Source organism: Acidovorax sp. BL-A-41-H1, assembly GCF_051942715.1.
In genome coordinates this window covers 79,121-104,979 of record NZ_JBPVJQ010000011.1, presented here as the reverse complement: position 1 = coordinate 104,979, position 25,859 = coordinate 79,121, and the positions used below count along the sequence as shown (strand labels likewise).

Annotated in this window: 21 protein-coding genes and 1 pseudogene; 3 read left to right on the top strand and 19 right to left on the bottom strand. The window is 65.6% G+C overall.

The features are described 5' to 3' along the window. The first annotated feature begins 19 nt into the window (after positions 1-19). The 3 genes from ACTPOI_RS24450 to ACTPOI_RS24440 all read left to right on the top strand — a co-directional run bounded on the left by ACTPOI_RS24450 (position 20) and on the right by ACTPOI_RS24440 (position 3,017). Entirely contained in the window at positions 20-2,191 is a 2,172-nt protein-coding gene (locus ACTPOI_RS24450; protein ID WP_440113906.1) for a 3-hydroxyacyl-CoA dehydrogenase NAD-binding domain-containing protein, read from the top strand. Between the two features lie 245 nt (positions 2,192-2,436). Next, on the top strand, positions 2,437-2,883 hold the full coding sequence (locus ACTPOI_RS24445; RefSeq protein ID WP_440113903.1) for a hypothetical protein: 447 nt from the start codon (positions 2,437-2,439) through the stop codon (positions 2,881-2,883). Beyond that, a complete protein-coding gene (locus ACTPOI_RS24440) occupies positions 2,883-3,017 on the top strand; it encodes a YHYH domain-containing protein (RefSeq protein ID WP_440113900.1) in 135 nt (44 codons plus the stop codon). The genes ACTPOI_RS24445 and ACTPOI_RS24440 overlap by 1 nt, the downstream gene beginning before the upstream one ends. Before the next feature lie 59 nt (positions 3,018-3,076). Here ACTPOI_RS24440 and ACTPOI_RS24435 read toward each other — a convergent pair whose 3' ends face one another. The 19 genes and pseudogenes from ACTPOI_RS24435 to slmA form a co-directional block, all read right to left on the bottom strand. Then, positions 3,077-3,982 (bottom strand): 3-keto-5-aminohexanoate cleavage protein, encoded by a 906-nt coding sequence (locus ACTPOI_RS24435; protein WP_440113897.1) that lies wholly within the window; start codon positions 3,980-3,982, stop codon positions 3,077-3,079. 14 nt (positions 3,983-3,996) lie between these two features. After that, the gene (locus tag ACTPOI_RS24430) at positions 3,997-5,169 is read right to left on the bottom strand and encodes an acyl-CoA dehydrogenase family protein (RefSeq protein WP_440113894.1); all 1,173 of its coding nucleotides are present in this window, start codon (positions 5,167-5,169) and stop codon (positions 3,997-3,999) included. Next, complete coding sequence (locus ACTPOI_RS24425; RefSeq protein WP_440113891.1) at positions 5,166-7,100, bottom strand: acetyl/propionyl/methylcrotonyl-CoA carboxylase subunit alpha; 1,935 nt, start codon at positions 7,098-7,100, stop codon at positions 5,166-5,168. Before ACTPOI_RS24425 ends, ACTPOI_RS24430 begins: the two co-directional genes overlap by 4 nt. After that, positions 7,097-7,906, bottom strand: a complete 810-nt coding sequence (locus ACTPOI_RS24420) for an enoyl-CoA hydratase/isomerase family protein (protein ID WP_440113888.1) — start codon at positions 7,904-7,906, stop codon at positions 7,097-7,099. The genes ACTPOI_RS24425 and ACTPOI_RS24420 overlap by 4 nt, the downstream gene beginning before the upstream one ends. A gap of 1 nt (position 7,907) precedes the next feature. Continuing rightward, positions 7,908-9,086 (bottom strand): acyl-CoA dehydrogenase family protein, encoded by a 1,179-nt coding sequence (locus ACTPOI_RS24415; protein ID WP_440113885.1) that lies wholly within the window; start codon positions 9,084-9,086, stop codon positions 7,908-7,910. Positions 9,087-9,131: 45 nt separating this feature from the next. Continuing rightward, positions 9,132-10,262, bottom strand: a complete 1,131-nt coding sequence (locus tag ACTPOI_RS24410; RefSeq protein ID WP_440113882.1) for a DNA alkylation repair protein — start codon at positions 10,260-10,262, stop codon at positions 9,132-9,134. A gap of 23 nt (positions 10,263-10,285) precedes the next feature. Continuing rightward, positions 10,286-11,898 (bottom strand): annotated as a pseudogene (locus ACTPOI_RS24405) (acyl-CoA carboxylase subunit beta). Next, the gene (locus ACTPOI_RS24400; RefSeq protein ID WP_440113879.1) at positions 11,895-12,824 is read right to left on the bottom strand and encodes an SDR family oxidoreductase; all 930 of its coding nucleotides are present in this window, start codon (positions 12,822-12,824) and stop codon (positions 11,895-11,897) included. Before ACTPOI_RS24400 ends, ACTPOI_RS24405 begins: the two are co-directional and overlap by 4 nt. Before the next feature lie 24 nt (positions 12,825-12,848). After that, positions 12,849-13,586, bottom strand: coding sequence for a TetR/AcrR family transcriptional regulator (locus ACTPOI_RS24395; protein ID WP_440113876.1), 738 nt, complete (start codon positions 13,584-13,586; stop codon positions 12,849-12,851). Positions 13,587-14,680: 1,094 nt separating this feature from the next. After that, complete coding sequence (locus tag ACTPOI_RS24390) at positions 14,681-15,457, bottom strand: enoyl-CoA hydratase (protein WP_288853635.1); 777 nt, start codon at positions 15,455-15,457, stop codon at positions 14,681-14,683. A gap of 68 nt (positions 15,458-15,525) precedes the next feature. Then, positions 15,526-16,398, bottom strand: a complete 873-nt coding sequence (locus ACTPOI_RS24385) for an acyl-CoA thioesterase (protein WP_082564986.1) — start codon at positions 16,396-16,398, stop codon at positions 15,526-15,528. Positions 16,399-16,425: 27 nt separating this feature from the next. Then, positions 16,426-17,316, bottom strand: a complete 891-nt coding sequence (locus ACTPOI_RS24380) for an alpha/beta hydrolase family protein (RefSeq protein ID WP_440113871.1) — start codon at positions 17,314-17,316, stop codon at positions 16,426-16,428. A gap of 326 nt (positions 17,317-17,642) precedes the next feature. Then, entirely contained in the window at positions 17,643-18,842 is a 1,200-nt protein-coding gene (locus ACTPOI_RS24375) for an acetyl-CoA C-acyltransferase (RefSeq protein WP_440113868.1), read from the bottom strand. A 12-nt stretch (positions 18,843-18,854) separates the two neighbouring features. Beyond that, positions 18,855-19,364, bottom strand: coding sequence for a DUF4442 domain-containing protein (locus tag ACTPOI_RS24370; protein ID WP_440113865.1), 510 nt, complete (start codon positions 19,362-19,364; stop codon positions 18,855-18,857). Between the two features lie 31 nt (positions 19,365-19,395). Beyond that, positions 19,396-21,798: a 3-hydroxyacyl-CoA dehydrogenase NAD-binding domain-containing protein gene (locus tag ACTPOI_RS24365; protein ID WP_440113862.1), complete on the bottom strand. Its 2,403-nt coding sequence runs from the start codon at positions 21,796-21,798 to the stop codon at positions 19,396-19,398. Between the two features lie 66 nt (positions 21,799-21,864). After that, complete coding sequence (locus ACTPOI_RS24360; RefSeq protein ID WP_252660324.1) at positions 21,865-22,302, bottom strand: DUF2147 domain-containing protein; 438 nt, start codon at positions 22,300-22,302, stop codon at positions 21,865-21,867. Positions 22,303-22,346: 44 nt separating this feature from the next. Continuing rightward, positions 22,347-24,143, bottom strand: a complete 1,797-nt coding sequence (locus tag ACTPOI_RS24355) for an acyl-CoA dehydrogenase C-terminal domain-containing protein (RefSeq protein WP_440113858.1) — start codon at positions 24,141-24,143, stop codon at positions 22,347-22,349. 5 nt (positions 24,144-24,148) lie between these two features. After that, complete coding sequence (locus ACTPOI_RS24350; RefSeq protein WP_094288845.1) at positions 24,149-24,895, bottom strand: TetR/AcrR family transcriptional regulator; 747 nt, start codon at positions 24,893-24,895, stop codon at positions 24,149-24,151. 177 nt (positions 24,896-25,072) lie between these two features. Continuing rightward, positions 25,073-25,747: a nucleoid occlusion factor SlmA gene (slmA, locus tag ACTPOI_RS24345; protein ID WP_440113855.1), complete on the bottom strand. Its 675-nt coding sequence runs from the start codon at positions 25,745-25,747 to the stop codon at positions 25,073-25,075. Positions 25,748-25,859 lie beyond the last annotated feature (112 nt).

The window sequence follows — 25,859 nt, the reverse complement described above, 5'->3', positions numbered from 1 at the left end:
CTGGGAAGGAGACAACAACATGCAAACCATCCGCTACGAACTCATCCCCGCCCAGGGCACCAACGGCGAAGTTGCCGTCATCACCTTTGACGAAACCAACTCCCCCGTCAACACCATGTGCCGCCAGTGGCAGCAAGAGCTGGGCGAGGTCACCGCCCAAGTGCTGGGCGACCGCGAACGCCTGGGCGCTGCGCTCAAAGGCATCGTGCTGGCATCCGCCAAGACCAGCTTCTTTGCGGGTGCCGACCTCAAGGCCACCATGCGCCTCACACCCGCCGATGCACCCAACGCGTTTGGCGAAATCGAGCGCATGAAGAAGCACTTCCGCACGCTCGAAACTCTGGGCATCCCCGTGGTGGCGTGCCTCAACGGCGCGGCGCTGGGCGGCGGCTGGGAAGTGGCGCTGGTCGCCCACTACCGCATCGCCGTGGCCGACCCCAAGATCCAGTTCGGCCTGCCCGAGGTCACGCTGGGCCTGATGCCTGGCGCCACCGGCGTGACCAAGATGACGCGCCTGCTGGGCCTGATGGGCGCACAGCCCTACATCCTGGAAGGCAAGCTCTTCAACCCCGCCGAGGCGCTGGAGCTGCAACTGGTGCACGAGCTGGTGGCTGCGCGCGAACAGCTGCTGCCCGCCGCGCTGGCCCACATCGCCACCCACCCGCACGCCGTGCAGCCGTGGGACGACAAGAATTACAAGATGCCCGGCGGCACACCCGCCAACCCCAAGATTGCAGGCGCCCTCACCGTCGCGCCCGCCATGCTCAAGAAGACCACGCGCGGCCGCTACCCCGCGCCCGAGGCGGCGCTGGCTGCCATGGTCGAAGGCGCGATGGTGGACTACGACACTGCCCTGCGCATCGAAAGCCGCTACCTCGCCCGCCTGATGACAGGCCCTGTGGCGCGCAACATGATCAACACGTTCTTCTTTGACATGAACGCGATCAAGAGCGGCAAGTCGCGCCCCGGCGCCACACCACGCTACAAGCCACAAAAGGTCGGCATCCTGGGCGCCGGCATGATGGGCGCGGGCATCGCCTGGGCCCAGGCCAGCCGGGGCATCGCCACCGTGCTCAAGGACGTGAGCGCGGAGAAGGCCGAGGCCGGCAAGGCCTACAGCGCCAAGCTCACCCAGGCCCGCGTGGACAAGGGCCGCATGACGGCCGAGGCGCAGCAGGCACTGCTGGCGCGCATCACGCCCACCGCCAGCGCGGCCGACCTGGCGGGCTGCGACCTCATCATCGAAGCCGTGTTCGAAAGCCGCGACCTCAAGGCCAAGGTCACACAGGAGGCCGAGCCGCAGCTGGCACCCGGCGGCTTCTTCGCCAGCAACACCTCCACCCTGCCCATCAGCGGCTTAGCTACGGCCAGCAGCCAGCCCGAGAAATTTGTCGGCATCCACTTCTTCAGCCCCGTGGACAAGATGAAGCTGGTGGAGATCATCCGCGGCAAACAGACAGATGACGAAACCGTGGCCCGCGCCTTCGACTACGTGCAGGCCCTGGGCAAGGTGCCCATCGTGGTCAACGACTCACGCGGCTTCTACACCAGCCGCACCTTTGGCACCTTCGTGATGGAAGGCGCCGCCATGCTGGGCGAAGGCATCCCCGCCGCCGCGATTGAAAACGCCGCCATGCAGGCCGGCCTGCCCGTGGGCCCGCTGGCCGTGCTGGACGAAACCGCGCTGACCCTGAGCGTGCACGTGCTGGACCAGACCCGCGCCGACTACGCCGCCGAAGGCAAGACCTACACCGCCACGCCCGGCGAGCTGCTGGTGGAGCGCATGGTCAAGGAACTGAAGCGCCCCGGCCGCGCCGGTGGCGGCGGTTTTTATGACTACCCCGCAGGCGCCAAGAAGCACCTGTGGCCGGAGTTGAAACCCCTGTTCGAAAAGCCCGGCGTGGAATGGAGCGTGCAGGAGATCCAGGACCGGCTGCTCTACCGCCAGGCCATCGAGACCGCGCGCTGCCTGGCCGAGGGCGTGTTGACCAGCGTGCATGACGCGAACATTGGGTCGATCTTTGGGATTGGGTTTCCGGCGTGGACGGGGGGGGCGATGCAGTTTATTTACGGAACGGGCGTCGAGGCGTTCTTCAAGCGTGCGGATGAACTGACGGCGAAGTATGGAGCGGGGTTTGCGTTAGATAACAACACGAGAAATGCCATTGCGCTTTCTGTCCCGGTGTACTGATCAAATCATTTGAGCATCACCAGTCAAGCGCATGACAGTTGCGCATTTCTGCGCCAAATCAGAATAGCCGATATAGGTGGGCTATGCGCGTGCTCGGCGCTTGCATTTGACCCACCTTACCGGCTCTATCGCTTGACAAGAATCAAGACAAAAACTTTTTGCCGTACATCTGACTGACTGCACATTTTTTGCTATTGCGCATACTGCTTTCTGAGTAACATGTTGTCACACCTATTGGATGACACATGAAATTCACAACCGTCTTGCTTACCTCCACCGCAATCATTCTTGGAGGCTGCTCGACTGCCGCAAAAGACATCGCGCCAACCTACGTTTCACCGATCCAATATCAGTCCTACGACTGCCAGCAAATCGAAGCTGAGAATGCACGACTCGTCAACCGCGTGAGTCAACTTGGTGGCCGCCTGGATGAAGCTGCCTCTAATGACAAGGCCATCGGCGTCGTGGGAGCTGTATTTTTCTGGCCAGCGCTTTTTGCACTGGGAGGCACCAAGAATCAAGAAGCCGAATACGCCCGTATCAAAGGCGAACACGATGCTTTGCAACAAGCGTCTATTCAAAAGAAATGCGGGATGCAGCAGGCAAAGGAGGCAAGCCCGGTTCCAACAAAGGTCGAACCAGCGCAACCACCTGTAGAGCCTGCGGCAGTAGCTGTTGATAGCAAGAAGTAATGGCAATGCAGATGAAAATTCTGATCGCACTACTTGCTCTGTGCACCACAGTTGCAGTGCATGCGCATTCAGGTGGCACTGACAAACAAGGTTGCCACATGGATAGCAAGACAGGCATTAGGCACTGTCATTGATGAGATCCGCCCGCCCAGTGCGGGTTCTTTAGCCGGACGGACTCTCCAATTGGCGCGACTCACGCACCAACGAATTCTCGAGAATCCTTCAACCCCAGCATCCCCCTCGCCTCCTGCGGCGAAGCCACGTCCCGCCCCGCATTGCGCGCGTATTCCGCCAGCTTCTCAATCAACGGCCCATTCGAATCCGCCTTGGTCCCATCCGGCAGATAGAACGTGTCCTCCAGCCCCGTGCGCAAATGCCCGCCCAGCTCGGCCACGCGCTGGTGCACGGGCCAGATCTCGCTGCGGCCGATGACGGTGGCTTGCCAGGGGGCGTCCTTGATTTTCAGCTTGAGCAGGATGGGCAGCAGGTCCGGGTCGGCGGGCATGCCGGACTCGACGCCCATCACGAAGTTGTATTCGGGCAGGCGCTCGGTGTACATGCCGGTCTGCACATACATCTCCACGCAGCGCACGATGCCCACGTCGAAGCATTCAAACTCGGGCAACGTACCGGTCTCCAGCATCACGTCGATGAAGTCCTTGACCTTGGCGGGCTGGTTGTCGAACAGCATAGGCGGCCAGGCCCATGTGCCGTTGCTGCGCACCTTCAGGTAGTTGAGCGAGCCGGCGTTGCACGCGGCCATCTCGGGGCGGGTGGCGCGCAGGCAATCGAGCGGGCCCTGGTAGTGGGGGCCGACCACGCCGGTGGTCTGGTTGATGATCAAACCCGGGCAGGCCTCGCGCATGGCCTGCACGCAGTCGCGCGCCACCTGCGGGTCCCAACTGGGCAGGTGGCCCTTGCCGGGCTCTTGGTTGCGAAAGTGCACGTGGACCACGGCGGCACCTGCGTCGCAGGCGCGGCGGACTTCTTTAGCCAGCTGCGCGGGCGTGACGGGCACGTGGTGCTGGCCGGGGTCCGTCAGCACGCCCGTGATGGCGCAGGTGATGATGGCTTTGTTGCCGTGGTCAGTGCTGTGCATGGTGGCTGTCTCCTTCAAATGCCGAGCTGCTTGGCAGCCAGGTCTTTCATGATTTCTTCTGCACCGCCGCCAATCATCATGACCTTGACCTCCCGGTAGATGCGCTCGCTGACGGTGCCGCGCATGAAGCCCATGCCGCCCAGGATCTGCACGGCCTGGTCGGCACAGAACTGCATGGTTTGGGTGGCGTGGTTCTTGAGCAGACACACACTCGCTACCCATTCCGGTCCGGTGCGGCCCGCGTCGGCCTGCGCGGCCACGGACTCGCACCACGCGGCGGTGGACTGGATGCGCATCTGCATGTCCACCAGCTTGTGGCGGATGACCTGGTGCTCTACCAGCGCGGCGCCAAAGGTCTTGCGCTGGCGGGCCCAGGCCAGGGCCTCGTCGTAGCAGGCCTCGGCAAAGCCCAGGGCCGATGCGGCCAGGCCAAACCGTTCACCGTTGAAGTTGGCCATGATGATGCGAAAGCCCGCGCCCTCTTCGCCCAGCAGGTAGCGCGCGGGCACGCGCACGTTGTCGAAGCGCAGGTGGGCGGTGTCGGAGCAGAGCCAGCCCATCTTGTCGAGCTTGCTGCGCGACAGGCCTGGGCTGTGGCCAGGGATGAGCAGCATGGAGATGCCTGCGCTGCCCTTGCTGCCAGCATCTCCCGTTCTGACAGCTACCGTGATCCAGTCCGCCCGCATGCCGGAGGTGATGAACACCTTTTCGCCGTTGACGATGTACTCATCGCCCTCGCGCCGCGCGGTGGTCTTGAGTTGGGCCACGTCGGACCCGCCACCGGGTTCGGTAATCGCCAGTGCGGCAATCTGCTCGCCCGCCAGCACGGGCGGGATGACCTCGGCACGCACGGCGTCGCTGCCATGCGCCAGCACGGGCGGCAGGCCGATGTTGTGCGACAGCAGGCTGGCTAGCACGCCACCGCTGGCCCCGTGGCGGCTGAGCGCGCGCCACAGCGGCAGGCGCAGCAGGTAGCTGGCGGGTGTGCCGCCGTACTGCTCTGGGTAGCCCAGGCCCAGCAGGCCCAGGTCGGCCGCGCGGCGGTACAGGCTGCGGGGGAATTCACCGGCGGCATCCCACGCGTCCACATGCGGCGCGATCTCGGTGCGGGCAAAGCGGGTGACGGTGTCGGTGAGGGCGGTGCGGTCTTCGTCGCTCACAGAACTTGCATCGGATGTGGCGGTCATGCGGGCGCTCCTTGCGTGGCGGGTGCAAAGCGGGCCAGCACCTGGCCGGGCGACACCTGCTGGCCGGGGACCACCAGCAATTCGACCACGGTGGCAGCTGCAGGGCTGGCCAGGCTGTGTTCGAGCTTCATGGATTCGATGACCACCACCGTATCGCCCGCCGCCAGCACCTGGCCTGCGGCCACGGGCAGCGCGACCACCTTGCCGTTGAAGGGTGCGCGCAACTCCGTCGCACCGCCCGCCGCACCCGCGCGCGCAGCGGGTTCCCATGAGGCGTCTTCCACCCAGCCGTCCACGCTGCCGGTTTGCCAGTGCCAGCGTCGGGAGCCCACCGCCACGCAGTGCACACCGCGCTGGGGCAGTTGCAAAGCCACAGGTTCTGCCCCGGCCTGCTCCACCAGCAGCCGCCCACCGCCCAACTCCCGCACGGCCACTGCATGCACCTGGCCCTCGTGGCGCAGGCGCATCGGGCGGGCGAGCGCACAGGGCAGATCGGACGACATTTTTGAAGAACAAATGGCCCCTACCGCGCATTGGATAAGCGCTTTAAGCTCTTTTTTTAATAGCAATTCTTGCAAATCTGCGGCATGTGCGGCCAGGAACGGCACCAGCGCCTGCCCGCTGGCAAACACGGGATGCTGCAGGCACGCCGCCAGAAACGCGCGGTTGGTGGGAAGACCCAGCACGCGGGTGCCCTGCAGCGCGCGCACCAGGGCGGCAACAGCCTCGGCCCGCGTGGGCGCGTGCACGATGAGCTTGCCCAGCATGGCGTCGTAGTGGGGCGAGACCTCGGCGCCCTCTTCCAGCGCATGGTCAAAGCGCAGCGCGCCCATGGCCGAGCGCTCAAACGCGGTGGCTGGAGGTGCGCTGAACTGCAGCACGCGGCCGGTGTGGGGGTGGAAGTGCGCGTCCTCGGCGCACAGGCGCACCTCGATGGCGTGACCTTGCAGATGCACATGGTCTTGCGTGAGCGGCAGCGCCTCGCCCCGCGCCACGCGGATTTGCCATTCCACCAGGTCCAGCCCGGTGAGCGCTTCGGTCACCGGATGCTCCACCTGCAGGCGGGTGTTCATCTCCATCAAGAAGAATTCAGCCCCGTCCAAAAGGAATTCCACCGTGCCCGCGCCCACATAGCCAGCGGCCTGCGCCAGCGCCACAGCGCAGGCACCCATGCGTTCGCGCAGCGCTGCGTCCACGGCGGGGCTGGGGGACTCTTCAATGATCTTCTGGTGGCGGCGCTGCACCGAGCAATCGCGCTCGCCCAGGTGGATGCACGCGCCGTGGGCGTCGGCAAAGACTTGCACCTCCACATGGCGCGGCTGCAGCAGTGCGCGTTCGATGAGCAGGTCGCTACAGCCAAAACCCGCCAGCGCCTCCGACCGGGCACTGGCCAGTGCGGCAGGCAACTGCGCCAGGTCGGTGACCAGGCGCATGCCGCGCCCTCCCCCACCCGCCACGGCCTTGACCATGAGGGGCGTGCCGATGCGCGCAGCCTCAACGGCAAAACGTTCGTCGCTCTGGTCGTCGCCCGCATAGCCGGGCAGGCAGGGCACGTCCTGCGACTGGGCCAACGCCTTGGCCCCGGCCTTGCTGCCCAGCGCGCGGATGGCGCCGGGCGGGGGGCCAATCCAGGTCAGGCCCGCATCGACCACGGCCTGGGCGAAGTCAGCGTTCTCGCTGAGGAAGCCATAGCCGGGGTGCACGGCATCTGCGCCGGTGGCACGGGCGGCGGCCAGCAGCTTGTCGATGCGCAGGTAGGTGTCGGCGCTGGCCGCGCCACCCAACGCCACGGCCTGAGTGGCTTCGCGCACGTGCAGGGCGTTGGCATCGGGGTCGGAATAGACCGCGACGGTTTCGATGCCCATGCGGTGGGCGGTGTGGATGATGCGGCTGGCGATCTCTGATCGATTGGCAATGAGGATTTTCTTCATGAGTTCGCACTCCAGGGCGGCGCCTTGCGCGCAGCAAACGCCGCCAGCCCTTGCGGCGCCTCGGGCCCGCGCAGCGCTTTCGCAAAAGCCACGGCCGCGTCATCCAGCAGCGCGGGCAACGGCGTCTCAAATTGGGCCAGCAACAAACGTTTGGTGGCGGCCACGGCCTGCGGCGCTGCGGCGGCGTGGCGCGCAATGGCGGCCTGCACAGCAGCCTCCATGTCGCCAGCCACCACCTCATCGACCAGCCCCGCGCGCTGGGCCGTCGCAGCATCCCCGCGCTCGCCCGTCAGCAAACACCGCCGCGCCGCCGCATAGCCGAGGCGGCGCACCACAAACGGCGCGATCTGCGCAGGCACGATGCCCAGCGTTACCTCGGGCGTGGCGAACTGCGCGCTTGTGTGGGCCAGCACATGGTCGGCACAGCAAACGAGCCCAAAGCCGCCCCCCATCGCCGCGCCCTCCACCGCCACGATGAGCCACTGCGGCAGCGCACACAGGGCCTGCAGCAGCGCGCCAAAGCGGCGGTTCAGTGGCACCAGCGGGTCAGCCTCGCCCACAGCCAGGGGCTGGCCAATGGTCTTGGCAAAGCCGCCCAGGCTGCCACCCGCGCAGAAGTGGCCACCCGCGCCACGCAGCACCACGCCGCGCAGGTCGGCATCAGCCACAGCGCGCTCACACGCAGTCAGCAGGGCATCCACCATGGCCTCCGACAGCGCATTGCGGCTGGCCGGGTCGTTGAGCGTCCAGGTTTCCACACAGCCGCTGGCCAGCGGCGCGCGGTCGATCAACAGCAATTCAGCCATGTCAGTGCACGGGCCGCTTGGCGATGCCCATGAGCTTGGACAGGATGCCGAGCATTACCTCGTCGGCCCCGCCGCCGATGGACGCCAGCCGCCCGTCGCGGTACATGCGCGAGACCTTGTTCTCCAGCGTGAAGCCCATGCCGCCCCAGAACTGCAGACAGGTGTCGGGCACCTCGCGGTTCAGCCGGCCGGCCTTGAGCTTGGCCATGCTGGCCAGCTCCAGCACGTCCTGGCCGTTCACGTACAGGTCGCAGGCGCGGTAGGTGAGTGCGCGCAGGGCCTCGACCTCGGTCTTGAGTTCGGCCAGCTTGAACTGCACCCACTGCTGGTCGGCCAGCGTGGCGCCAAACAGCTTGCGCTCCTGTGCGTAGTCGATGGTCCACTGGATGCAGTTGGTCAGCGATTCGAGCGTGCTGGCGGCGCACCACAGGCGCTCTTCCTGAAACTGCTGCATCTGGTAGATGAAGCCCTGCCCCTCGGCGCCGATGCGGTAGCGCTGCGGCACACGCACCTCGTCAAAGTAGATCAGGCCGGTGTCGCTGCTGTGCATGCCGATCTTGCGGATCTTCTGTGCCACCTCGATGCCCTTGGTGAGCTTGCCGCCCGGGCCATCCCGCATGGGCACCATCACCAGGCTTTTGTTCTTGTGCACGGGGCCTTCGCCGGTGTTCACCAGCATGCACATCCAGTCGGCCTGCAGGCTGTTGGTGATCCACATCTTCTGGCCGGTGATCAGGTAGTCGTCGCCGTCCTTGCGCGCCACGCTCTTGATGCCCGACACATCGCTGCCCGCCGCAGGCTCGCTCACGCCGATGCAGCCCACCATGTCGCCCGCAATCGCAGGGGCCAGAAAGTTGCGCTTGAGTTCTTCGCTGCCATAGCGCGCCAGCGCCGGGGTGCACATGTCGGTCTGTACGCCAATGGCCATGGGCACACCGCCGCAGTGGATGTGGCCCAGCGCCTCGGCCATGGCCAGGCTGTACGAGTAGTCCAGCCCCTGCCCGCCGTATTCCTCGGGCTTGCACAGGCCCAGCAGGCCCAGGTTGCCCATCTTCTTGAAGACCTCGTGTGCGGGGAAGATCTCGGCCGCTTCCCACTCGTCCACGTGGGGGTTGATCTCCTCGTCGATGAAGCGTTTGAGGGTTTTCTGGATCTCGCGGTGCTCGTGTGTGAACTGCATGGTGCTTGTCTCCTGCGGTTGTATTGGTATGGCTGCGAACCTCGATCACGAAAGCTGAAATTGCCCCAGCGGCTGTGGCCGCCCGTTGAGCACCAGCTCCACCTGGTGCGCGCCGGGGTAGTGGGTGCGTGTGGTCATCTGCTGCAGCGACAGCGTCTTGCCCACCGCTACGGTGGCGCCGGGCGGTATGTCCAGCGTCTGCAGCTTGAACACCTTGGGCGCCGCACCGCCGTGGGCCTTGACGTAGTGCACCTTCAGGTCGGCCAACACGCGCTGAGACTGGGGTGTGGGGTTGTGCAGTTCGACCTCGATGCGCACCTTGTCGCCGATGCGTGCGCAGGCGGGCACCACGCGTGCGGCCCGCACGTCCAGCGCCACGGCATGGCCCACGCCCAGGGCATCGAGCGCGCCAGCGTCGCCACGTTTGATGAGAAAACGCAGGCCGTGGCGCACCAGGGCTTCACGCGGGGCGGGTGCACCCAACAGCCAGGTGCGCGCGGTGCCCACGGCCAGGTCGGGGTGGTCCTTGGCGATGTCGCCCAGGTGGTTGGCCACGGAGCGGCGCACGTAGGACGATGGGTCGTCCTTGAGCGCATCGAGCAACGGCAGGGCCAGTTGCGGGCTGTTCTGGAATGCAGGCAAACGCGGCGCCCAGGGCAGGCGGGGCCGCGTGCCTTCGCTCACCAGGCGGCGCAGGTGGGCGTTGCCATCCTGCGCCCAGTCCCGCAGCCGCGCTAGCGTGGCGCCCTGGTGGTGCAGCAGGTAGGGGCGGATGCTGAACTCGGCGGTAAAGCGCTGGGTGAGCGCGTGCTGCGCGGCCATGGCCGCCTCGAAATGCGGCAGACCGTGTGTGCCGATGTAGATGCTGTGGGGCAGGTACAGGAAGGCGCTGTAGGGGCGGTCACCCGCGTCGGGCTCACCGGCGGCATCGATGCCCATCGGCGGGTCCATCGAATCGACCAGCACACCCAGCGCGCGCGGCACGTCTTGCGGCAGGTGGGCCTGCAGGGCCTGCGCAATGCGCTGGCCGCGTGCCATCAGCTCCAGCGATTCGTAGCCGGGCTCTACCTGCTGCAGAAATGCAGTGGTATCGAACTTGCGCCACGCGCGCCGCACCATGGCAGCGATGCGCGGCGGCACGGAATCATTGAGCAGGTGTTTGAGAGGCTCGGCCATCGGGGAGATTGCGTGCGAAGCGCTTACATCCGCGCCACGCCAAAGCTCAGGGGCCGCAGCGTGCGGGCCTCTGCCTCGGCGCAGGTGTCCAGGCAAAACGCCAGCACGGCACGTGTGTCGCGCGGGTCGATCACGCCGTCGTCCAGCAGCAGGCCGCTGGTGTAGAACGCATCGGCCTGGGCCTCGAACATGGCGACGATCTTGTCAAACTGGGCCTGCATTCGGCCGGGTCGGGCGTGATGCCTTTGCGCGCGAGCGCCGCCTCGGTCACGATCTGCATGGTGCGGGCGGCCTGCTCGCCGCCCATCACGGCCGTCTTGGCACCGGGCCAGCTAAACAGGAAGCGCGGCGCATAGCCGCGCCCGCACATGCCGTAGTTGCCCGCACCAAAGCTGGCGCCACACTGGATGGTGATCTGCGGCACGGTGGCGTTGGTCACGGCCTGGATCATCTTGCTGCCGTGCTTGATCATGCCGCCCTGCTCGCTGTCCTTGCCCACCATGTAGCCCGTGGTGTTCTGCAGGTAGATGATCGGGTGGCCCAGCTGGCACATCCACTGGATGAAGTGCGTGGCCTTGTTGGCGCCCGCCACGTCGATGGGGCCGTTGTTGCTGATGAAGCCCACGGCATGCCCGCCGATGCGGCCCTGCGCGCACAGGGTGGCCATGCCGTAGCGGGCCTTGAACTCGAGCAGCTCCGAGCCATCCACCAGCCGCGCCATCACCTCGCGCATGTCCACGGGCTGGCGCAGGTCTGTGGACATCAGGGACAGCAGGTCATCGGCGGGCAAGAGAGGTACAGGCGCGCTCGGTCGCCGGGGCATGCTCCAGCCCAACTGCGCGACCACATCTCGCGCCAGGCCGATGGCCTCGCGATCGTCCTGCGCCAGGTACTCGCCCAGGCCCGAGACGGCGGTGTGCATCTCGGCGCCGCCCAGTTCTTCTTCCGTCGCAATCTCGCCCGTCGCAGCCACGAGCAGCGGCGGCCCGGCCAGGAAGGCGCGCGAGCGGCCCTGCACCATGATGACCACATCCGACAGCCCCGGCATGTAGGCGCCGCCTGCGGTGCCCGAGCCGTGCTGCACGGTGATGACCGGAATGCCTGCCGCCGACAGCCGCGCGAGGTTGCGGAACAGCGTGCCGCCGTGCACGAAGCCCTCCACCCGGTAGCGCATGAGGTTGGCGCCTGCGCTCTCCACCAGGTGGATGAACGGCAAGCGGTTTTGCAGCGCGATCTCCTGCACGCGCAAGATCTTTTCCAGGCCCATGGGCTGGATGGCTCCGGCCTCGATGCCCGAATCGCTGGCCACCACCATGCAGCGCACGCCACTGACAAAGCCGATGCCCGCGACCATGCCGCCACCGGGCACGGACTTCTCGGGGTCCTTCACGTCCTGCAGGTAGCCCGCCAGCGTGCACAGCGGCAGCCAGGGCGCACCCGCATCCAGCAGCAGTGCCACGCGCTGGCGCGGCAGCAGCTGGCCGCGTTTTTCAAACTGGGGCAGCGACCGGGCCGAGGCGGCGGCGGCACGCTCTTCCAACGCGCGCAGGGCGTCCAGCCGGGCCTGCAGCGCCGCGCGGCGCTGCGTGGCCTCGGCGCTGCCTGGGTTGAATCGGGAAGTGAAGACGGCGGTCATGCGGCCTCGGTCTTGGGGGTGTGGGAAGGGGCAAACACCTGCGGCACCTGCGCGCGGTGAAAGCCGTCAAATGGCCGCACGGCCGGGTGTGCTGCGGCAGTGGCACCAGGCGGGCGCTGCGGCCAGCCCATGCGCACCTGGGGCCGTGCGCCATCCACCCGCAGCGTGGTACCGCTGATGAAGCTGGCTGCCGGGCTGAGCAAAAAGGTGATGGCCGCCGACACCTCGGCCTCGTTGCCAAAGCGCCCAAGCGGCACCGTGCGCGGCATGGCACGCAGCATGTCTGCAGCCTCGGGCGGGTAGTTGTCCATGCCGCTGGAGGCGATGTAACCCGGCGCCACGGCGTTCACGCGCACACCGCTGTGCGCCCATTCCAGCGCTGCCGTTTCCGTCAAGCTGACCATCCCCGCGCGCGCTGCACCGCTGTGCCCCATGCCCGGCATCGAGCCCCACATGTCGGCCACGATGTTGACTACTGAGCCGCCGTGCTGCGCCATCCACTGCCGGTAGCACTCTCGCGCCATCAAAAAGCCGCCGGTGAGGTTGGTGTGCAGCACGGCCTCCCAGCCCTTGGCACTGATGGATTCAAGCGGCGACATGAACTGCCCGCCCGCGTTATTGACCAGCGCATCGATACGGCCCTGCGTAGCAAGGATTGTCTGCACCAGCGCCACCACACCTTCTTCTGAGCGGATGTCGCACACCTGGCATGACACGCGGCCACCATCGGCGGTGATCTCTTCGGCCACGGCCAGCAGCTTTTCTGGCTTGCGCCCGACCAGCACCACATGCGCTCCCAGGTGTGCAAGTTCGTGTGCCGTGCACCGGCCAATGCCCGAGCCACCGCCGGTGACCACCACCACCTGGCCCTGGAACAGGCCCGGAGCAAACACAGACTGGTAGGCGTTGCGCGCGGTGGGGGCCATGGTGACTCTGCCTTGATGGGCTTGTTATGAACGGATGAACAAGGCGAGTGCCTCGTCGGTGAGCGCGTCGAGCGACTTGCCCTTCTTGGGCGAGAACCATTGCACCGCCCAGTTGAGCGCCCCAAAGATGAACAGCCGCGCCACACCGGGCTCGGCCTGCAGCGCGCCCTGCTGTGCCAGCGCTTCCAGCACAGGCATCCAGGTGGCCTCGTAGCTGTCCTTGATGCGGGCAATGCCCTTGCGCTGCGCGGGCGTGAGCGAGCGCCATTCGTACAGCATCACCGGGATGAAGCTGCTGCGGGGCCCGAGCAGGATCTCGAAGTGGTGGCGAATGAGCGTGTGCAACTGCTCGCGCGGGGTGGCCTGGGCTGGCAGTGCATCGAGTGCCTGCTGCTGGCTTTGCGTGGCCATGGTCATGCCCTCGCTCATCACGGCGTAGAGCAGCGCGCTTTTGCTTTCGAAATGGTAGAAGGGCGAGCCGCTGTGCATGCCTGCCGCCGCCGCGATGTCGCGCGTGCTGGTGGCGGCAAAGCCCTGGGTGCGGAAGAGCTTGGCCGCGCCGTCCATGAGCTTGCGGCGGCGGTTGCCGTCGTCGAGTTCTTCGGCGGTCTTGCGGGGGCGGCCGCGGGGGCGGCGGGTGGGGGTTGCCTCTGCAGTGGCTGCGTTGGCGTCGGAGGAGGCTACGGCCTTGCTGCGAGTGCGGGCCGAGGGTTTCTTGGGAGCGGGGGCGATGGCGCTGGCGCGCGGTACGGGTGAATCCATGCAGGCACGATAGCAAAACTGTTTATTTTTAGCAAGCAAGTGCTTTGTAAAAATAGATGGCTTGTCTGATCGTGATTGCTACGGGTGCTTTTGAGGTTGAGCGCCAGTATTCACTGCCTGATTTGCTATTCATTTGGAAGCAAATCGCGTGCCTATGCGAAGGACGGAGGCCGGGAGTCGCCCGGCATGCGAGTAACTTTCTTTCGCGTCGCCGAAAGAAAGTCACCAAAGAAAGGGCGACCCTGCTGCGCGCGTCCCTTCGCTGCGCTACGGGCAACCTGCGATGCTCGCACAGGGGTGCGCCGCAGAACTCACTGCGCGCTACGCGCTCCGTTCAAACAACTGCGGCAAGTCAGTGCACGAAGTGCGTGTGTCCTTCGGCACACGCACGCACCCCCTGCCCTGCGCTTCTCGGCACGCGCAGAAGGGAACCCGAGGGACATCCACTCGGGCCATTGCTTCGCTACGCTGCGCTCGGCCCCACCTCGCGGGCGCAAGCGCCACGCGCTGCGCAGGCGCGGCCGAGCGAAGCGATGGCCCGAACGGATGTCCGGCTGTTCGGTTGTTTGGATGTTCGGCTGTCCCACCCCTGCTGGCTGCGCCTGCGGCGGGGCGGTTGCGGGGTGAGCATGGGCGTCGGAGCGCCCATGCCTCGTGCACTGACTCGCCGTGGATGTCTGAACGAAGCTGCAACGCAGCGCAGTGAGTTCCACGGCGCACCCCGCAGCCGCCCCGCCGCAGGTTTGCCCCTTCGCAACGCGAAGGGGTCGCAGACTGGGGGTCGCCTTTTCTTTGGTGACTTTCTTTTGGCGAAGCAAAAGAAAGTTACTCGCACGCCGGGCGACTCCCGGCTCCCGCACTCAACACGGGCATGCAGTAGCCACCGCACAAAAGCTTCGACAGGCTCAACCCAAACGGACGGGGCGAGACCGAACTATAAAAACAATAGCTGCCAGCGCTTTGTTTAGAAGCGCCAGCAGCCAAAAACCCCTCAGAACCAACGACTCAAACCGCGCTGAAGTCGGGACGGCGCTGTTAGCGAAAGATCACTCAGCCCGCTACGCGGTCTGCACCGCTATCGCGGCGGCCAGATTTCAGCTCTTGCTGAAATCTGGCTTTCTCTTTTCCATAAACGCCGAGAACGCTTCCCGCGCTGCAGGCTCGCGCAACATGCGCCCAAAGCTCTCACCTTCTTCCGCCATCACCTCCAGCACCTTCGCCGTCTGCCCGCCCTTCATCAACCGCTTGGTTTCGATGAGCGACGACAACGGCTTGGCAGCCAGCTTCTTCGCCTGCGCCTGCGCCACCCCATTGCACTCGGTGGGCGGCACCACACGGTTCACCAGGCCGACTTCCAACGCGGCCTCGGCCATGAAAGGCTCGCCCAGCAGCAAGGCTTCCGCAGCGCGGTGGTACCCCAGCATCTGCGGCACCAGCAGGCTCGATGCGGCCTCGGGGCACAGGCCCAAATTCACGAACGGCATGGAGAACGCCGCGTTGTCGCCCGCATAGACCAGGTCGCAATGGAACAGCATCGTCGTGCCGATGCCCACGGCCGGGCCACACACCGAGGCGATCACTGGCTTGGGGAAGGTGGCGATTCCGCGCAGGAAACGGAACACGGGCGAATCCTGCGTGGCGGGCGGCTGCTGCAAAAAGTCGCCGATGTCATTGCCCGCGCTGAAGATCGCCACATCGCCCTGGAACACCACCACGCGCACGCTGGCATCTGCCTTGGCGGCATCGAGCGCATCGGCCATGGCGGCGTACATGTCGCGCGTGATGGAGTTCTTCTTATCCACGCGGTTGAAGGTGATGGTGGTCACGCCCGCTTCGGTGTGAGCAAGGATGTCTTGGGTGGCTTCGGTCATGGTGGTAAGGGTTCCGGAGGCTGATGGATGGAGGAAAGAGTGCGCGTGCAGAGCAACGGGCCGACTTCCTATTCCTTGTAGTAAACGATCTGATGGCTGGTGGCCAGCATGGTGCCAGCCTCGTTCCACAGCTGCACGGTCTGGTCAAAGAAACCATTGCGGAATTCCTGCCCGCGCGCCTGGCCTAGCAGGAAGCCCGTGCCCGTGGCCTGCAGCTGCTCTGCTGTGGCGTGAAAGTACACGGTGATGGACACCGTGCCCGCAGGCACCTGGCGCGCACGGCGCAGCCACACGCGGGGAAAGAACACATCGGCCAATGCGGACAGCGCCACGAAGTCGAGCGGCCGCGGTGGTGTGTCGCGCATCCACAGCTGCGTCAGGCTGTGGTCGCCGCTGCCGTCCCAGGTGCGCGGGATGAAGCCAGCAATGGGGCGCATCTCGTAGCGATTGAGCCATTCCACAGCGCCCAAAGGGGCGACGATGGCTTTTTGCTCTACAGGCGGGGGCACCTGCGGCATGGGCACATCGCCCACGCTCCAGGTCTCGCGGCGCACGGCCGTGACGGCGGTGGCCGTGGTGGTAACCACCTGCGCGCCGTCGGCACCGGCCTGCAGGATCGACAGCGTCCAGTGCTGGGTGGAACGATTGGTGCGAACAGGAGTTGCCTGCACCGTGAACGCACCAGCGGTCAAAGCGCCCGCATAGTTGACAGTGAGCGACAGCGGATCGCCCAGCCGGTCGGGGTGCTGCAAGATGGCCTGTAGCAGCGTGGCAGCGGTGATGCCGCCAAACGGGCCGACCATGTTCCAGTAGCCGGGGTGGGTCTGCCCTTCGTACTGGCCCGTCGCAGCGGACGAAGCCGTCAGTTGCAGCGCCTCGTCCAGCGGGTGGGTAGCGGAGGACGAAGACGCAGACGAAGAAGTGGATGAAGAGGAAGTCATGCTGCAAGTGTGCCGCGAAACGACCGCTCAGGCCGTCGTACCGGAGACTTCGCCATGGGGCATTCTGCCACCGCCCAGTGCGGCCAGCGCAGCCGCTGCGCGCGGCCACAGGCTTTGGCGGAACTGGTCGCGAAAGAAGCCAAAGTGCCCAATGCGCCGCACCTGCAGGTCGGCCGGTGTGATGCTCTCCACCCGGCGCTCGGTGTTGGCGTACAGGTTCACCAGGTTGTGCGTGCCGCGCAAGGTCATCAGCTCGTCGTCCGCCATCGATAGCGCCAGCACCGGGAACCGCACCGCGCCATAACTCTGCGCCACCGCAGGCCCCTCTGCCCCCACGCTGTAAGCAGGGTCCAGACACCAGCGCCGCCACTGCAGGATCACCCCAGCAGGCAGGTCGCCCACCTTCTTGAGCGTGCGCCCCGGAAAGTACCCGCACAGCCGCGTGGCCAGCGGCACCAGCACCCACCAGAAATACGGAACGATGCGCTTGAGCTGCGGCGCGTTGTCACGCCAGTAGCCGCTGCCTGCGGCCACGCTCAGCAGGCCCGCCACCTGTTCGGGCTTCTTGAGCAGCCCTGGCAATTGCGCGCCCAGGCTGTGGCCCAGCAAATACAGCGGCTGCGACGGCAGCGCTGCCTTGGCGGCTGTGATCACCGCCTCGTAATCCTGTGCCCAGTCAAACAGATCCGCCTTCACATCGCGCATGGCGCCCTGCAGCGAATCGCCGTGGCCCCGGTAGTCAAACGTGGTGACCCGAAACCCCTGCTGCGCCATCCACAGCGCAAAGGCCTCGTAATACGACTGCCGCACCCCCATCGCGCCACCGATCACGACGCTGGCGCGTGGCGCGCCCTGGGGTTCATAGACACGCAGCGCCAAAGACACTGCCCCGTTGACCTGCAAGGTTTGCTTATCCATGTCTGTCTCCTTGGTTCGAAACCGATCTGCGCCGGCTTGAAAAGAAAACGATCGCTGAGGCTGAGCCTTGGCTTCGACGGGCTCAGCCTAAACGAGTTAGGGTGTGCGCCCCGGCTTCGACAAGCTCAGCCCGAACGGGTGGGGAGTCGGGATGAGAACATCCAGATTTCTTGCCCCGGGCCCCCCTGCCTTCCCACCCCGCCCTCAAGGGCGTAGCGAGCGGGATCAGCTGCTAGGCGGACGGAGCACAGGAACCGGAACGTACTTCCTGTACGTGAGGATTCCGAGCACCGCCCAACGACGCAGATGGCCCGCGCAGTAGCCAGTTACAACGCCTCGATGATGCCGGCGGCGCCTTGGCCTGTCCCTACGCACATCGTGACCATGCCGTACTTCAGCTTGTGCCGACGCAGCGCATGCACCACCGTCGCCGCACGGATGGCACCGGTGGCACCCAGCGGATGCCCCAATGCAATGGCCCCACCCATGGGGTTCACGTCCGCAGGGTTCAGGCCCAGCGTATTGATGACGGCCAGCGACTGCGCCGCAAACGCTTCATTCAGCTCATACCAGCCAATGTCGTCGCTCTTGAGGCCCGCATAACGCAGGGCCGCAGGAATCGCTTCGATGGGGCCAATGCCCATGATCTCGGGCGGCACGCCCCGGGCGGCGTAGCTCACAAAACGCGCCAGGGGCGTCAGGCCAAACTGCTTCACGGCCTTTTCGCTGGCCACGATCAGTGCACCCGCGCCATCGCTGGTCTGCGAGCTGTTGCCCGCCGTGACGCTGCCGCGTGCAGCAAACACGGGCTTGAGCTTGGCCAGGCCTTCCAGGGACGTGTCGGGGCGCGGGCCCTCATCCAGGCTCACGGTGCGGCGCTTTTCCACCACTTCGCCGGTGGCGAGGTTGGGCGAACGCTCCACGATTTCGAAGGGCGTGATTTCGTCGCTGAACTCACCGGCCTTTTGCGCCTTGATGGCACGCAGGTGGGATTCGAGGGCGAACGCGTCTTGCGCTTCGCGGCTCACCTTCCACTGCTGGGCCACCTTTTCGGCGGTCAGGCCCATGCCGTAGGCGATGCCTACGTTCTCGTCCTTGGCAAAAATCTCGGCGTTGAACGAGGGCTTGTTGCCGCCCATGGGCACCAGGCTCATGGACTCGGCGCCGCCGGCGATCAGCACGTCGGCCTCGCCCACGCGGATGCGGTCAGCCGCCATCTGCAGCGCGGTGATGCCCGATGCGCAAAAGCGGTTCACGGTCACGCCGCCCACGGGGTGGTCAAACGCCAGGCCCATGGCGATGCGGGCCATGTTCATGCCCTGCTCGCCTTCGGGGAACGAGCAGCCGATGATGGCGTCTTCAATCGCCTTGGGGTCCAGCGTGGGCACCTGCAGCATGGCGCTCTTGATCGCGGCGACCAGCAGATCGTCGGGGCGGGTGTTCTTGAAATAGCCGCGGCCCGAGCGCCCGATGGGCGTGCGCGTGGCGGCGACGATGTAGGCGTCCTGGACTTGTTTTTGAGCCATGGTGAAACTCCTTCAATTCTTGGGGGGGCGGCTGGAAGGAACCCAGGCCCACGTAAATACACATTCGACCGGCTCCACACCGGCTTCGTCGGTGACGGTGACTTTCACCTGCACCTCGCCCTTGTCGCTGGCCAACATGGCGGCGCGCTGCTCGGCGGTGAGCGTGGCCACGGCCTTCAAGCCGCCCGTGGCGCGCTTCTTGAACGCCATGCTCAGCTCCTTGGCCAGCGGCAGGCAGTCGTCGCGCACGTTCATGCCCACGACCATGCCGGTGGCCGTTTCGGCCAGCAGGTTCATGGCCGAGGCGTGCACACCACCAATGTGGTTTTGCACACGGCGCTCGTTGGCAAGATGCACTTCGACCCGCTCAGGCGTGAGCGACACGAACTTCACCCCGGCCGTGCCGGTAAAGGGCACAGCCCGGCGCAAGATGATGTTCTGCACGAACCCGCGCATGAAGGCGGGGGCCTCGTCCAGGCGCATCAGCGAGCGCTGCAATTTGTTGGGGGCGTGTTCGCTCATGTCGGTCTACCGGTATCCATCGACGTCCGGATCAGTTGCGAACCGGCTTGCCGGTAGACAACATGCCCAGGATGCGCTCATGCGTCTTGGGCTGGGCGATCAGGTGGCAGAACACCTTGCGCTCCAGCGTGAGCAGGTATTCCTCGCTCACCATCGAGCCAGCATCCACATCGCCGCCACAGACCACTTCGGCGATCATGGCGCCGATCTTGAAGTCGTAGGCGCTGATGAAGCCGCCGTCGCGCATGTTCACCAGCTGGGCCTTGATGGTGGCCAGACCGCTGCGGCCGGCCACGGGGAACAGGCGCTTGTGCGGCGCACGCCAGCCGCTCGCGGCCATGGACTTGGCTTCGTTGATGGCGACGAACAACAGCTCATCCTTGTGGGGCACGATCACGTCGCTGTCCAGCAGGTAACCCAGCTTGCGCGACTCCAGAGCGCTGGTGCCCACCTTGGCCATGGCGGCGGCGGTGAAGCCTTCGGTCAGGAAAGGCAGGATGTCCTTGGATGTGGAAGCTGCCATGTTCTCGGCCGCGCGGCGGGCGATGTAGGTCAGGCCGCCGGCGCCGGGCACCAGGCCCACGCCCACTTCGACCAGGCCGATGTAGCTTTCCATGTGGGCCACGCGCTTGGCCGAATACACGGCCAGCTCACAGCCACCGCCCAGCGCCATGCCATGGATGGCTGCGACGACAGGCACCTGCGCATAGCGGATGCGCATCATCAGGTTTTGCAGCTCCTGCTCGATGCTTTCCACCGCATCGGCGCCGCCGACCATGAAGGCGGGCATCGTGGCTTCCAGGTCCGCACCCACGCTGAAAGGAGCGTCGCCGGACCAGATGACCATGCCTTGGTACTCAGACTCGGCCAGTTCCAGCGCTTCCATCAGCGCTTCCATCACCTCGGGGCTGATGGCGTGCATCTTGTTCTTGATGCTGGCGATGAGTACTTGGCCGTCCAGCGTCCAGGTGCGCAGCGCCTTCGATTCAGCAATCGTGGTGCCAGCGGTGCGCCAGTCGGGCAGGCTGGTTTCGCCCAACAGGGCCTCGGGGAAGATCTGGCGCTCGTACACGGGCAACTGGCGGCGGGGCATAAACTTGTTCTGCGATGCACTCCACGAACCTTGCGCGGTGTGCACGCCACCGGCCTCGGCCACGGGGCCCTTGAAGACCCACTCGGGCAGCGGTGCCTTGCACAGCGCTTTGCCAGCGTCGATGTCTTCCTGGATCATCTTCGCGACTTCGAGCCAACCGGCTTCCTGCCACAGCTCGAAGGGACCCTGCTTCATGCCGAAGCCCCAGCGCATGGCCTGGTCCACGTCGCGGGCGTTGTCGGCGATGGTGCCCAGGTGCACGGCAGCGTAGTGGAAGCTGTTGCGCAGGATGGCCCAGAGGAACTGGCCGGGCGCGCCTTCGGCGTTGCGCAGCAGGCGCAGGCGCTCGGCAGCGGGCTTCTTGAGCATGCGGGCATACACCTCGTCGGCCTTCTGGCCGGCGGGCACGTACTCTTCGCTTTCCAGCTCGAAACGCATCACATCGCGGCCGACTTTCTTGAAGAAACCGGCCTTGGTCTTCTGGCCCAGATTGCCCAGCTCCAGCAGCTTCTTCAGCACGGCGGGCGTGCCAAAGCTTTCGTAGAACGGATCGGTCTCGATGCTCAGGTTGTCCTGCAGCGTCTTGATCACGTGGGCCATGGTGTCCAGGCCCACCACGTCAGCGGTGCGGAAGGTGCCGCTCGATGCGCGGCCCAGCTTCTTGCCTGTGAGGTCGTCCACCACGTCATAGGTCAGGCCAAAGTTCTCGACCTCTTTCATCGTGGCCAGCATGCCGGCGATGCCGACGCGGTTGGCCACGAAGTTGGGGGTATCGTGCGCGCGCACCACGCCCTTGCCCAGGCCGCTGGTGACGAAGGCTTCGAGCTGGTCCAGCACTTCAGGCTGGGTGGTGGGCGTGTTGATCAGCTCCACCAGCGTCATGTAGCGCGGGGGGTTGAAGAAGTGGATGCCGCAGAAGCGCGGCTTGATGCTCTCGGGCAGCACTTCGGACAGCTTGGTGATCGACAGACCCGAGGTGTTGGACGCCAGGATGGCGTGCTTGGCCACGTGGGGCGCGATCTTGGTGTACAGGTCGAGCTTCCAGTCCATGCGCTCGGCAATGGCCTCGATCACGAGGTCGCATTCCTTGAGCAGGTGCATGTGCTCTTCGTAGTTGGCCTGCTGGATCAGCGCCGCGTCGTCGGCCACACCCAGGGGCGAGGGCTTGAGCTTTTTCAGGCCTTCGACGGCCTTGGTGACGATGCCGTTCTTGGGGCCTTCCTTGGCAGGCAGGTCGAACAGCACCACGGGCACCTTCACGTTGACGAGGTGGGCGGCGATCTGCGCGCCCATCACGCCTGCGCCGAGCACGGCGACTTTCTTCACTTGGAATCGGGACATGGGTTGGGTTCCTGGTTGGGGCGTTGCGCAACACCGCATGGCGCGCGCAAGGCCACGGGAATGGGTTTACTGGATGCGGATCCAGGTTTGCGTGCGGCCAAACGGGCCGATGGAGCCCCGCACTTCGAGCTTCTTTCCGCCCTCGACGGGGGTCATGCGCAGGGTGTAGTTGCGGCCGTTCTCGGGGTCGAGAATCTTGCCGCCTTCCCACACCTCTTTGCCGTCGGCCTTCTTGGCGCCACGGATGATCTCCAAGCCCAAGATGGGCTTGCCCTTGCGGTCATCCGAGCATTCGTCGCAGACCTCGTCGGGCTTGGCGTCTTTGGACAGGCGCTTTTCCAGCGCCCCGTTCAACACGCCGCCGCCGATGTCGCGGATGCGGATTTCGGCCTTGGCCTCGCCGGTCTTGTCGTCGATGTTGCGCCACAAGCCTTCGGGCGTCGCCTGCGCCCAGACGGGCGCCGCAGACGCTACAAAAACAATAGCTGCTACCGCTTTATACATAGGCGCTCCGTGCCAAAAAAGCTTGAAATCCGCAGATCTACCGATCAGGCCAGGGCCAGATCGGTATCCATCAGCACCTTGCTGCCAGCACGGGCCGTGCGCATCAGCGTGACGGTCTCGGGGAACAGCTTGGCGAAGTAGAAGCGGGCCGTCTGCAGCTTGGCGCCGTAGAACGGGTCGGTGTTGCCAGCGGCGATCTCGCGCAGGGCCACCTGGGCCATGCGGGCGAACAGGTAGCCGAACACCAGGTGACCGGCCACGCGCAGGTAGTCCACGGCGGCTGCGCCCACTTCGTCGGGGTTCTGCATGCCCTTGAAGCCGATCTCGGTGGTGAACTTGGTCATCTGGTCACCCAGCATGGCCACCGGGTTGATGAACTCGGCCATCTTCTCGTTCACGCCTTCTTCTTCCACCAGCTTGCCGATCAGCTTGCCCAGCTTCTTGAGCGTGGCGCCGTTGTTGCCCAGGATCTTGCGGCCCAGCAGGTCCAGCGACTGCACGGTGTTCGTGCCTTCGTAGATCATGTTGATGCGGTTGTCGCGCACGTACTGCTCCATGCCCCATTCCTTGATGAAGCCGTGGCCGCCGAAGACCTGCATGCAGGCGTTGGTGGAGATGTGGCCGTTGTCGGTGATGAAGGCCTTCACGATGGGGGTGAGCAGCGCCACCATCTCTTCGGATTCGGCACGCACCTTTTCATCGGGGTGGCTGTGCACCTTGTCCAGCAGCAGCGTGCAGAAGATCTGCAGCGCGCGGCCGCCTTCGGCGTAGGCCTTGGCGGTGAGCAGCATCTTGCGCACGTCGGGGTGCACGATGATGGGGTCGGCGTCCTTGTCCTTGGCCTTCACGCCCGACAGGCTGCGCATCTGGATGCGGTCCTTGGCGTAAGCCAGCGCATTTTGGTACGCCACTTCGGTCAGGCCCAGCGACTGGTTGCCCACGCCCAGGCGGGCGGCGTTCATCATGACGAACATGGCAGCCAGGCCCTTGTTGGGCTGGCCCACCATGGTGCCGATGGCGCCGTCGATGGCGATCTGCGCGGTTGCGTTGCCGTGGATGCCCATCTTGTGCTCCAGGCCCGTGCAGAAGATGGGGTTGCGCTCGCCCAGCGAACCGTCGGCCTTGATGTTGAACTTGGGCACCACAAACAGGCTGATGCCCTTGCTGCCCTTGGGCGCGTCGGGGAGGCGGGCCAGCACCAGGTGCACGATGTTGGCGGCCATGTCATGTTCACCCGCGCTGATGAAGATCTTGTTGCCGGTGATCTTGTAGGTGCCGTCGGCCTGGGGTTCGGCCTTGGTGCGCAGCAGGCCCAGGTCGGTGCCGCAGTGGGGTTCGGTCAGGCACATGGTGCCGGTCCACTCGCCGCTGGTCAGCTTGGGCAGGTAGATCTTTTTTTGCTCTTCGGTGCCGTGGGCGTGCAGGGCTTCGTATGCGCCGTGCGACAGGCCGGGGTACATGGTCCAGGCCTGGTTGGCCGAGTTCATCATCTCGTACAGGCACTGGTTCAGCACAAAAGGCAGGCCCTGGCCGCCGTAGGCAGGGTCGCACGACAGTGCCGCCCAGCCACCTTCGACGTACTTGGCATAGGCGTCCTTGAAGCCCGTGGGGGTCTTCACTTCGTGGGTGGCCTTGTTGAGCACGCAGCCTTCGGTGTCACCGCTGATGTTCAGCGGGAAGGTCACTTCGGCAGTGAACTTGCCGGCTTCTTCGAGCACGGCGTTGATGGTGTCCACATCCACCTCGGCGTGGGGCGGCATGGCCTTGAGTTCATCGCTGACCTTGAGCACTTCGTGCATGACGAATTGCATGTCGCGCAGGGGCGGCGTGTACATAGGCATGGGGTTTACTCCTTGGAGGTGGTGGTTTGGTTGGAAACTTTGCGGCGTTTGGCAGCAGCAGCAACGGGTGCTGCTTCTGCGCTGGCGCCTGGTTGTGTGGCGCTGTAGCGCGCCAGGATGTTGTGAAAGCCCTGCACCGCCCGGGCCATGGAGCCCGGGGTCTGCAGGAACCGCGCTTCGTAGTGCAGCGCGAGGATGAGGCCGTGGATCTCGAACAGCATCTGCTCGGCATTGGTGTCCGCGCGCAGCTCTTCCAACACCTTGCACTGCTCGATGGCACGGCGCATGGCAGCGTGCCAGGTCAGCACCGAGCTGGCCAGCGCATCGCGCACGGGGCCGGTGCGGTCATCAAATTCGACCGCGCCGCTGATGTAGATACAACCTGAGTCGATTTCGATGGAGGTGCGCTTCATCCAGTTGTCGAACAGCGCCGACAAACGCGCCACGCCGCGCGGGGCGGACATGGCGGGGTAGAACACTTCCTGCTCGAAGCGGGTGTGGTATTCGCGGATGACGGAGATCTGCAGTTCTTCGCGCGAGCCAAAATGGGCAAACACGCCCGACTTGCTCATGCCCGTGACATCGGCCAGCGCGCCGATGGACAGGCCTTCGAGCCCGATGTGCGTGGCCAGGCCCAGCGCCGCCTCGACGATGGCCGCCTTGGTTTGCTGGCCCTTTTGCAAGGCGCGGCCCGTGCTGCTGCGCGCGCGCGGGCTGCGGCTGGCTTGGCTGGATTCTGAGGTGGCGGGCATGCTGACAAATAAAAACGAACGTTCGTTCTATTCTGCAGCAATTTCAGGGCATGGCCAAAACCCCTGGAAAAAATAGGGAGGGCCACCCAAACGCGCGTTGCGGCGGTACCACCGCACGGCAGTGGCGCCCTGCCCCCCTGCCTCAGCCCGCAGCGGCGGGCGTGGGCAAAAAGTGCTCTACAAGATCAGCGCCAGGCTGGCATCCAGGTGTTCCGACGGCAGGCGCTTGAAACCCGAGCGCGCATAGCGCTGCAGCCGCCCCAGCGCAAACGCCGTGAGCACGCTGGCCGCCACCTGCGCATCCACCGTGGGCGTGGCCGATGCCGCCGTGGCCGGGCGCAGGCACTGGCGCAGCGTGGATTCGATGCGGTCAAAAAACTGGTTCATGCGCTGCTGCAGGCGCTCGTGCTCAAACACCAGGGCGTCGCCCACCATCACCCGCACCATGCCGGGGTTGCGCTCGCCAAACTGAAGCAGCAGCGCCACGATGCGCGCCGCCTGCCGGGCGCCCACCTCAGCCGACTGCGCCGGGTCGGGCACCCCGCCCCCGGTATCGCGGCCGGTGATCTGCGCCACCAGGGTGAACACGGTCTGCTCGATGAAGTCGATCAGCCCCTCGAACATCTGCGCCTTGCTCGCGAAATGGCGATACAGCGCCGCCTCGCTCACCGACAGGCGCGCGGCCAGTGCGGCGGTGGTGATGCGCTCGGCACCCGGCTGCTCCAGCATGGCCGCCAGCGCCTGCAGGATCTGCACGCGGCGCTCGCCCGGCTTGGGCCGCTTGCGTGCGACGGGGGAATCCCCCGTCTCGTCGGTGGACGCGGGCTCGGGCTGGGGCGAGAGTTCGGACATGCGGGACAGGGGCTCCGGTAAGGCCTGGCGCCCACCACCTGCCAGCAAGGCATGCGCAGGGGCGACGGGGCAGGAAGAATCGTCACGGCTGGTGCAGTCACTGGCAATGGAA

What these genes read in the sequence shown, in the direction of transcription:
- ACTPOI_RS24385 (WP_082564986.1), bottom strand. Translation starts at nt 16,398, where the DNA reads ATGACTTCCTCTTCATCCACTTCTTCGTCTGCGTCTTCGTCCTCCGCT.
- ACTPOI_RS24430 (WP_440113894.1), bottom strand. Translation starts at nt 5,169, where the DNA reads ATGACCGCCACATCCGATGCAAGTTCTGTGAGCGACGAAGACCGCACC.
- ACTPOI_RS24365 (WP_440113862.1), bottom strand. Translation starts at nt 21,798, where the DNA reads ATGTCCCGATTCCAAGTGAAGAAAGTCGCCGTGCTCGGCGCAGGCGTG.
- ACTPOI_RS24415 (WP_440113885.1), bottom strand. Translation starts at nt 9,086, where the DNA reads ATGCAGTTCACACACGAGCACCGCGAGATCCAGAAAACCCTCAAACGC.
- ACTPOI_RS24355 (WP_440113858.1), bottom strand. Translation starts at nt 24,143, where the DNA reads ATGCCTATGTACACGCCGCCCCTGCGCGACATGCAATTCGTCATGCAC.
- ACTPOI_RS24435 (WP_440113897.1), bottom strand. Translation starts at nt 3,982, where the DNA reads ATGCACAGCACTGACCACGGCAACAAAGCCATCATCACCTGCGCCATC.
- ACTPOI_RS24440 (WP_440113900.1), top strand. Translation starts at nt 2,883, where the DNA reads ATGGCAATGCAGATGAAAATTCTGATCGCACTACTTGCTCTGTGCACC.
- ACTPOI_RS24350 (WP_094288845.1), bottom strand. Translation starts at nt 24,895, where the DNA reads ATGCCCGCCACCTCAGAATCCAGCCAAGCCAGCCGCAGCCCGCGCGCG.
- ACTPOI_RS24395 (WP_440113876.1), bottom strand. Translation starts at nt 13,586, where the DNA reads ATGGATTCACCCGTACCGCGCGCCAGCGCCATCGCCCCCGCTCCCAAG.
- ACTPOI_RS24410 (WP_440113882.1), bottom strand. Translation starts at nt 10,262, where the DNA reads ATGGCCGAGCCTCTCAAACACCTGCTCAATGATTCCGTGCCGCCGCGC.
- ACTPOI_RS24360 (WP_252660324.1), bottom strand. Translation starts at nt 22,302, where the DNA reads ATGTATAAAGCGGTAGCAGCTATTGTTTTTGTAGCGTCTGCGGCGCCC.
- ACTPOI_RS24450 (WP_440113906.1), top strand. Translation starts at nt 20, where the DNA reads ATGCAAACCATCCGCTACGAACTCATCCCCGCCCAGGGCACCAACGGC.
- ACTPOI_RS24370 (WP_440113865.1), bottom strand. Translation starts at nt 19,364, where the DNA reads ATGAGCGAACACGCCCCCAACAAATTGCAGCGCTCGCTGATGCGCCTG.
- ACTPOI_RS24400 (WP_440113879.1), bottom strand. Translation starts at nt 12,824, where the DNA reads ATGGCCCCCACCGCGCGCAACGCCTACCAGTCTGTGTTTGCTCCGGGC.
- ACTPOI_RS24375 (WP_440113868.1), bottom strand. Translation starts at nt 18,842, where the DNA reads ATGGCTCAAAAACAAGTCCAGGACGCCTACATCGTCGCCGCCACGCGC.
- ACTPOI_RS24425 (WP_440113891.1), bottom strand. Translation starts at nt 7,100, where the DNA reads ATGAAGAAAATCCTCATTGCCAATCGATCAGAGATCGCCAGCCGCATC.
- ACTPOI_RS24390 (WP_288853635.1), bottom strand. Translation starts at nt 15,457, where the DNA reads ATGACCGAAGCCACCCAAGACATCCTTGCTCACACCGAAGCGGGCGTG.
- ACTPOI_RS24445 (WP_440113903.1), top strand. Translation starts at nt 2,437, where the DNA reads ATGAAATTCACAACCGTCTTGCTTACCTCCACCGCAATCATTCTTGGA.
- slmA (WP_440113855.1), bottom strand. Translation starts at nt 25,747, where the DNA reads ATGTCCGAACTCTCGCCCCAGCCCGAGCCCGCGTCCACCGACGAGACG.
- ACTPOI_RS24420 (WP_440113888.1), bottom strand. Translation starts at nt 7,906, where the DNA reads ATGGCTGAATTGCTGTTGATCGACCGCGCGCCGCTGGCCAGCGGCTGT.
- ACTPOI_RS24380 (WP_440113871.1), bottom strand. Translation starts at nt 17,316, where the DNA reads ATGGATAAGCAAACCTTGCAGGTCAACGGGGCAGTGTCTTTGGCGCTG.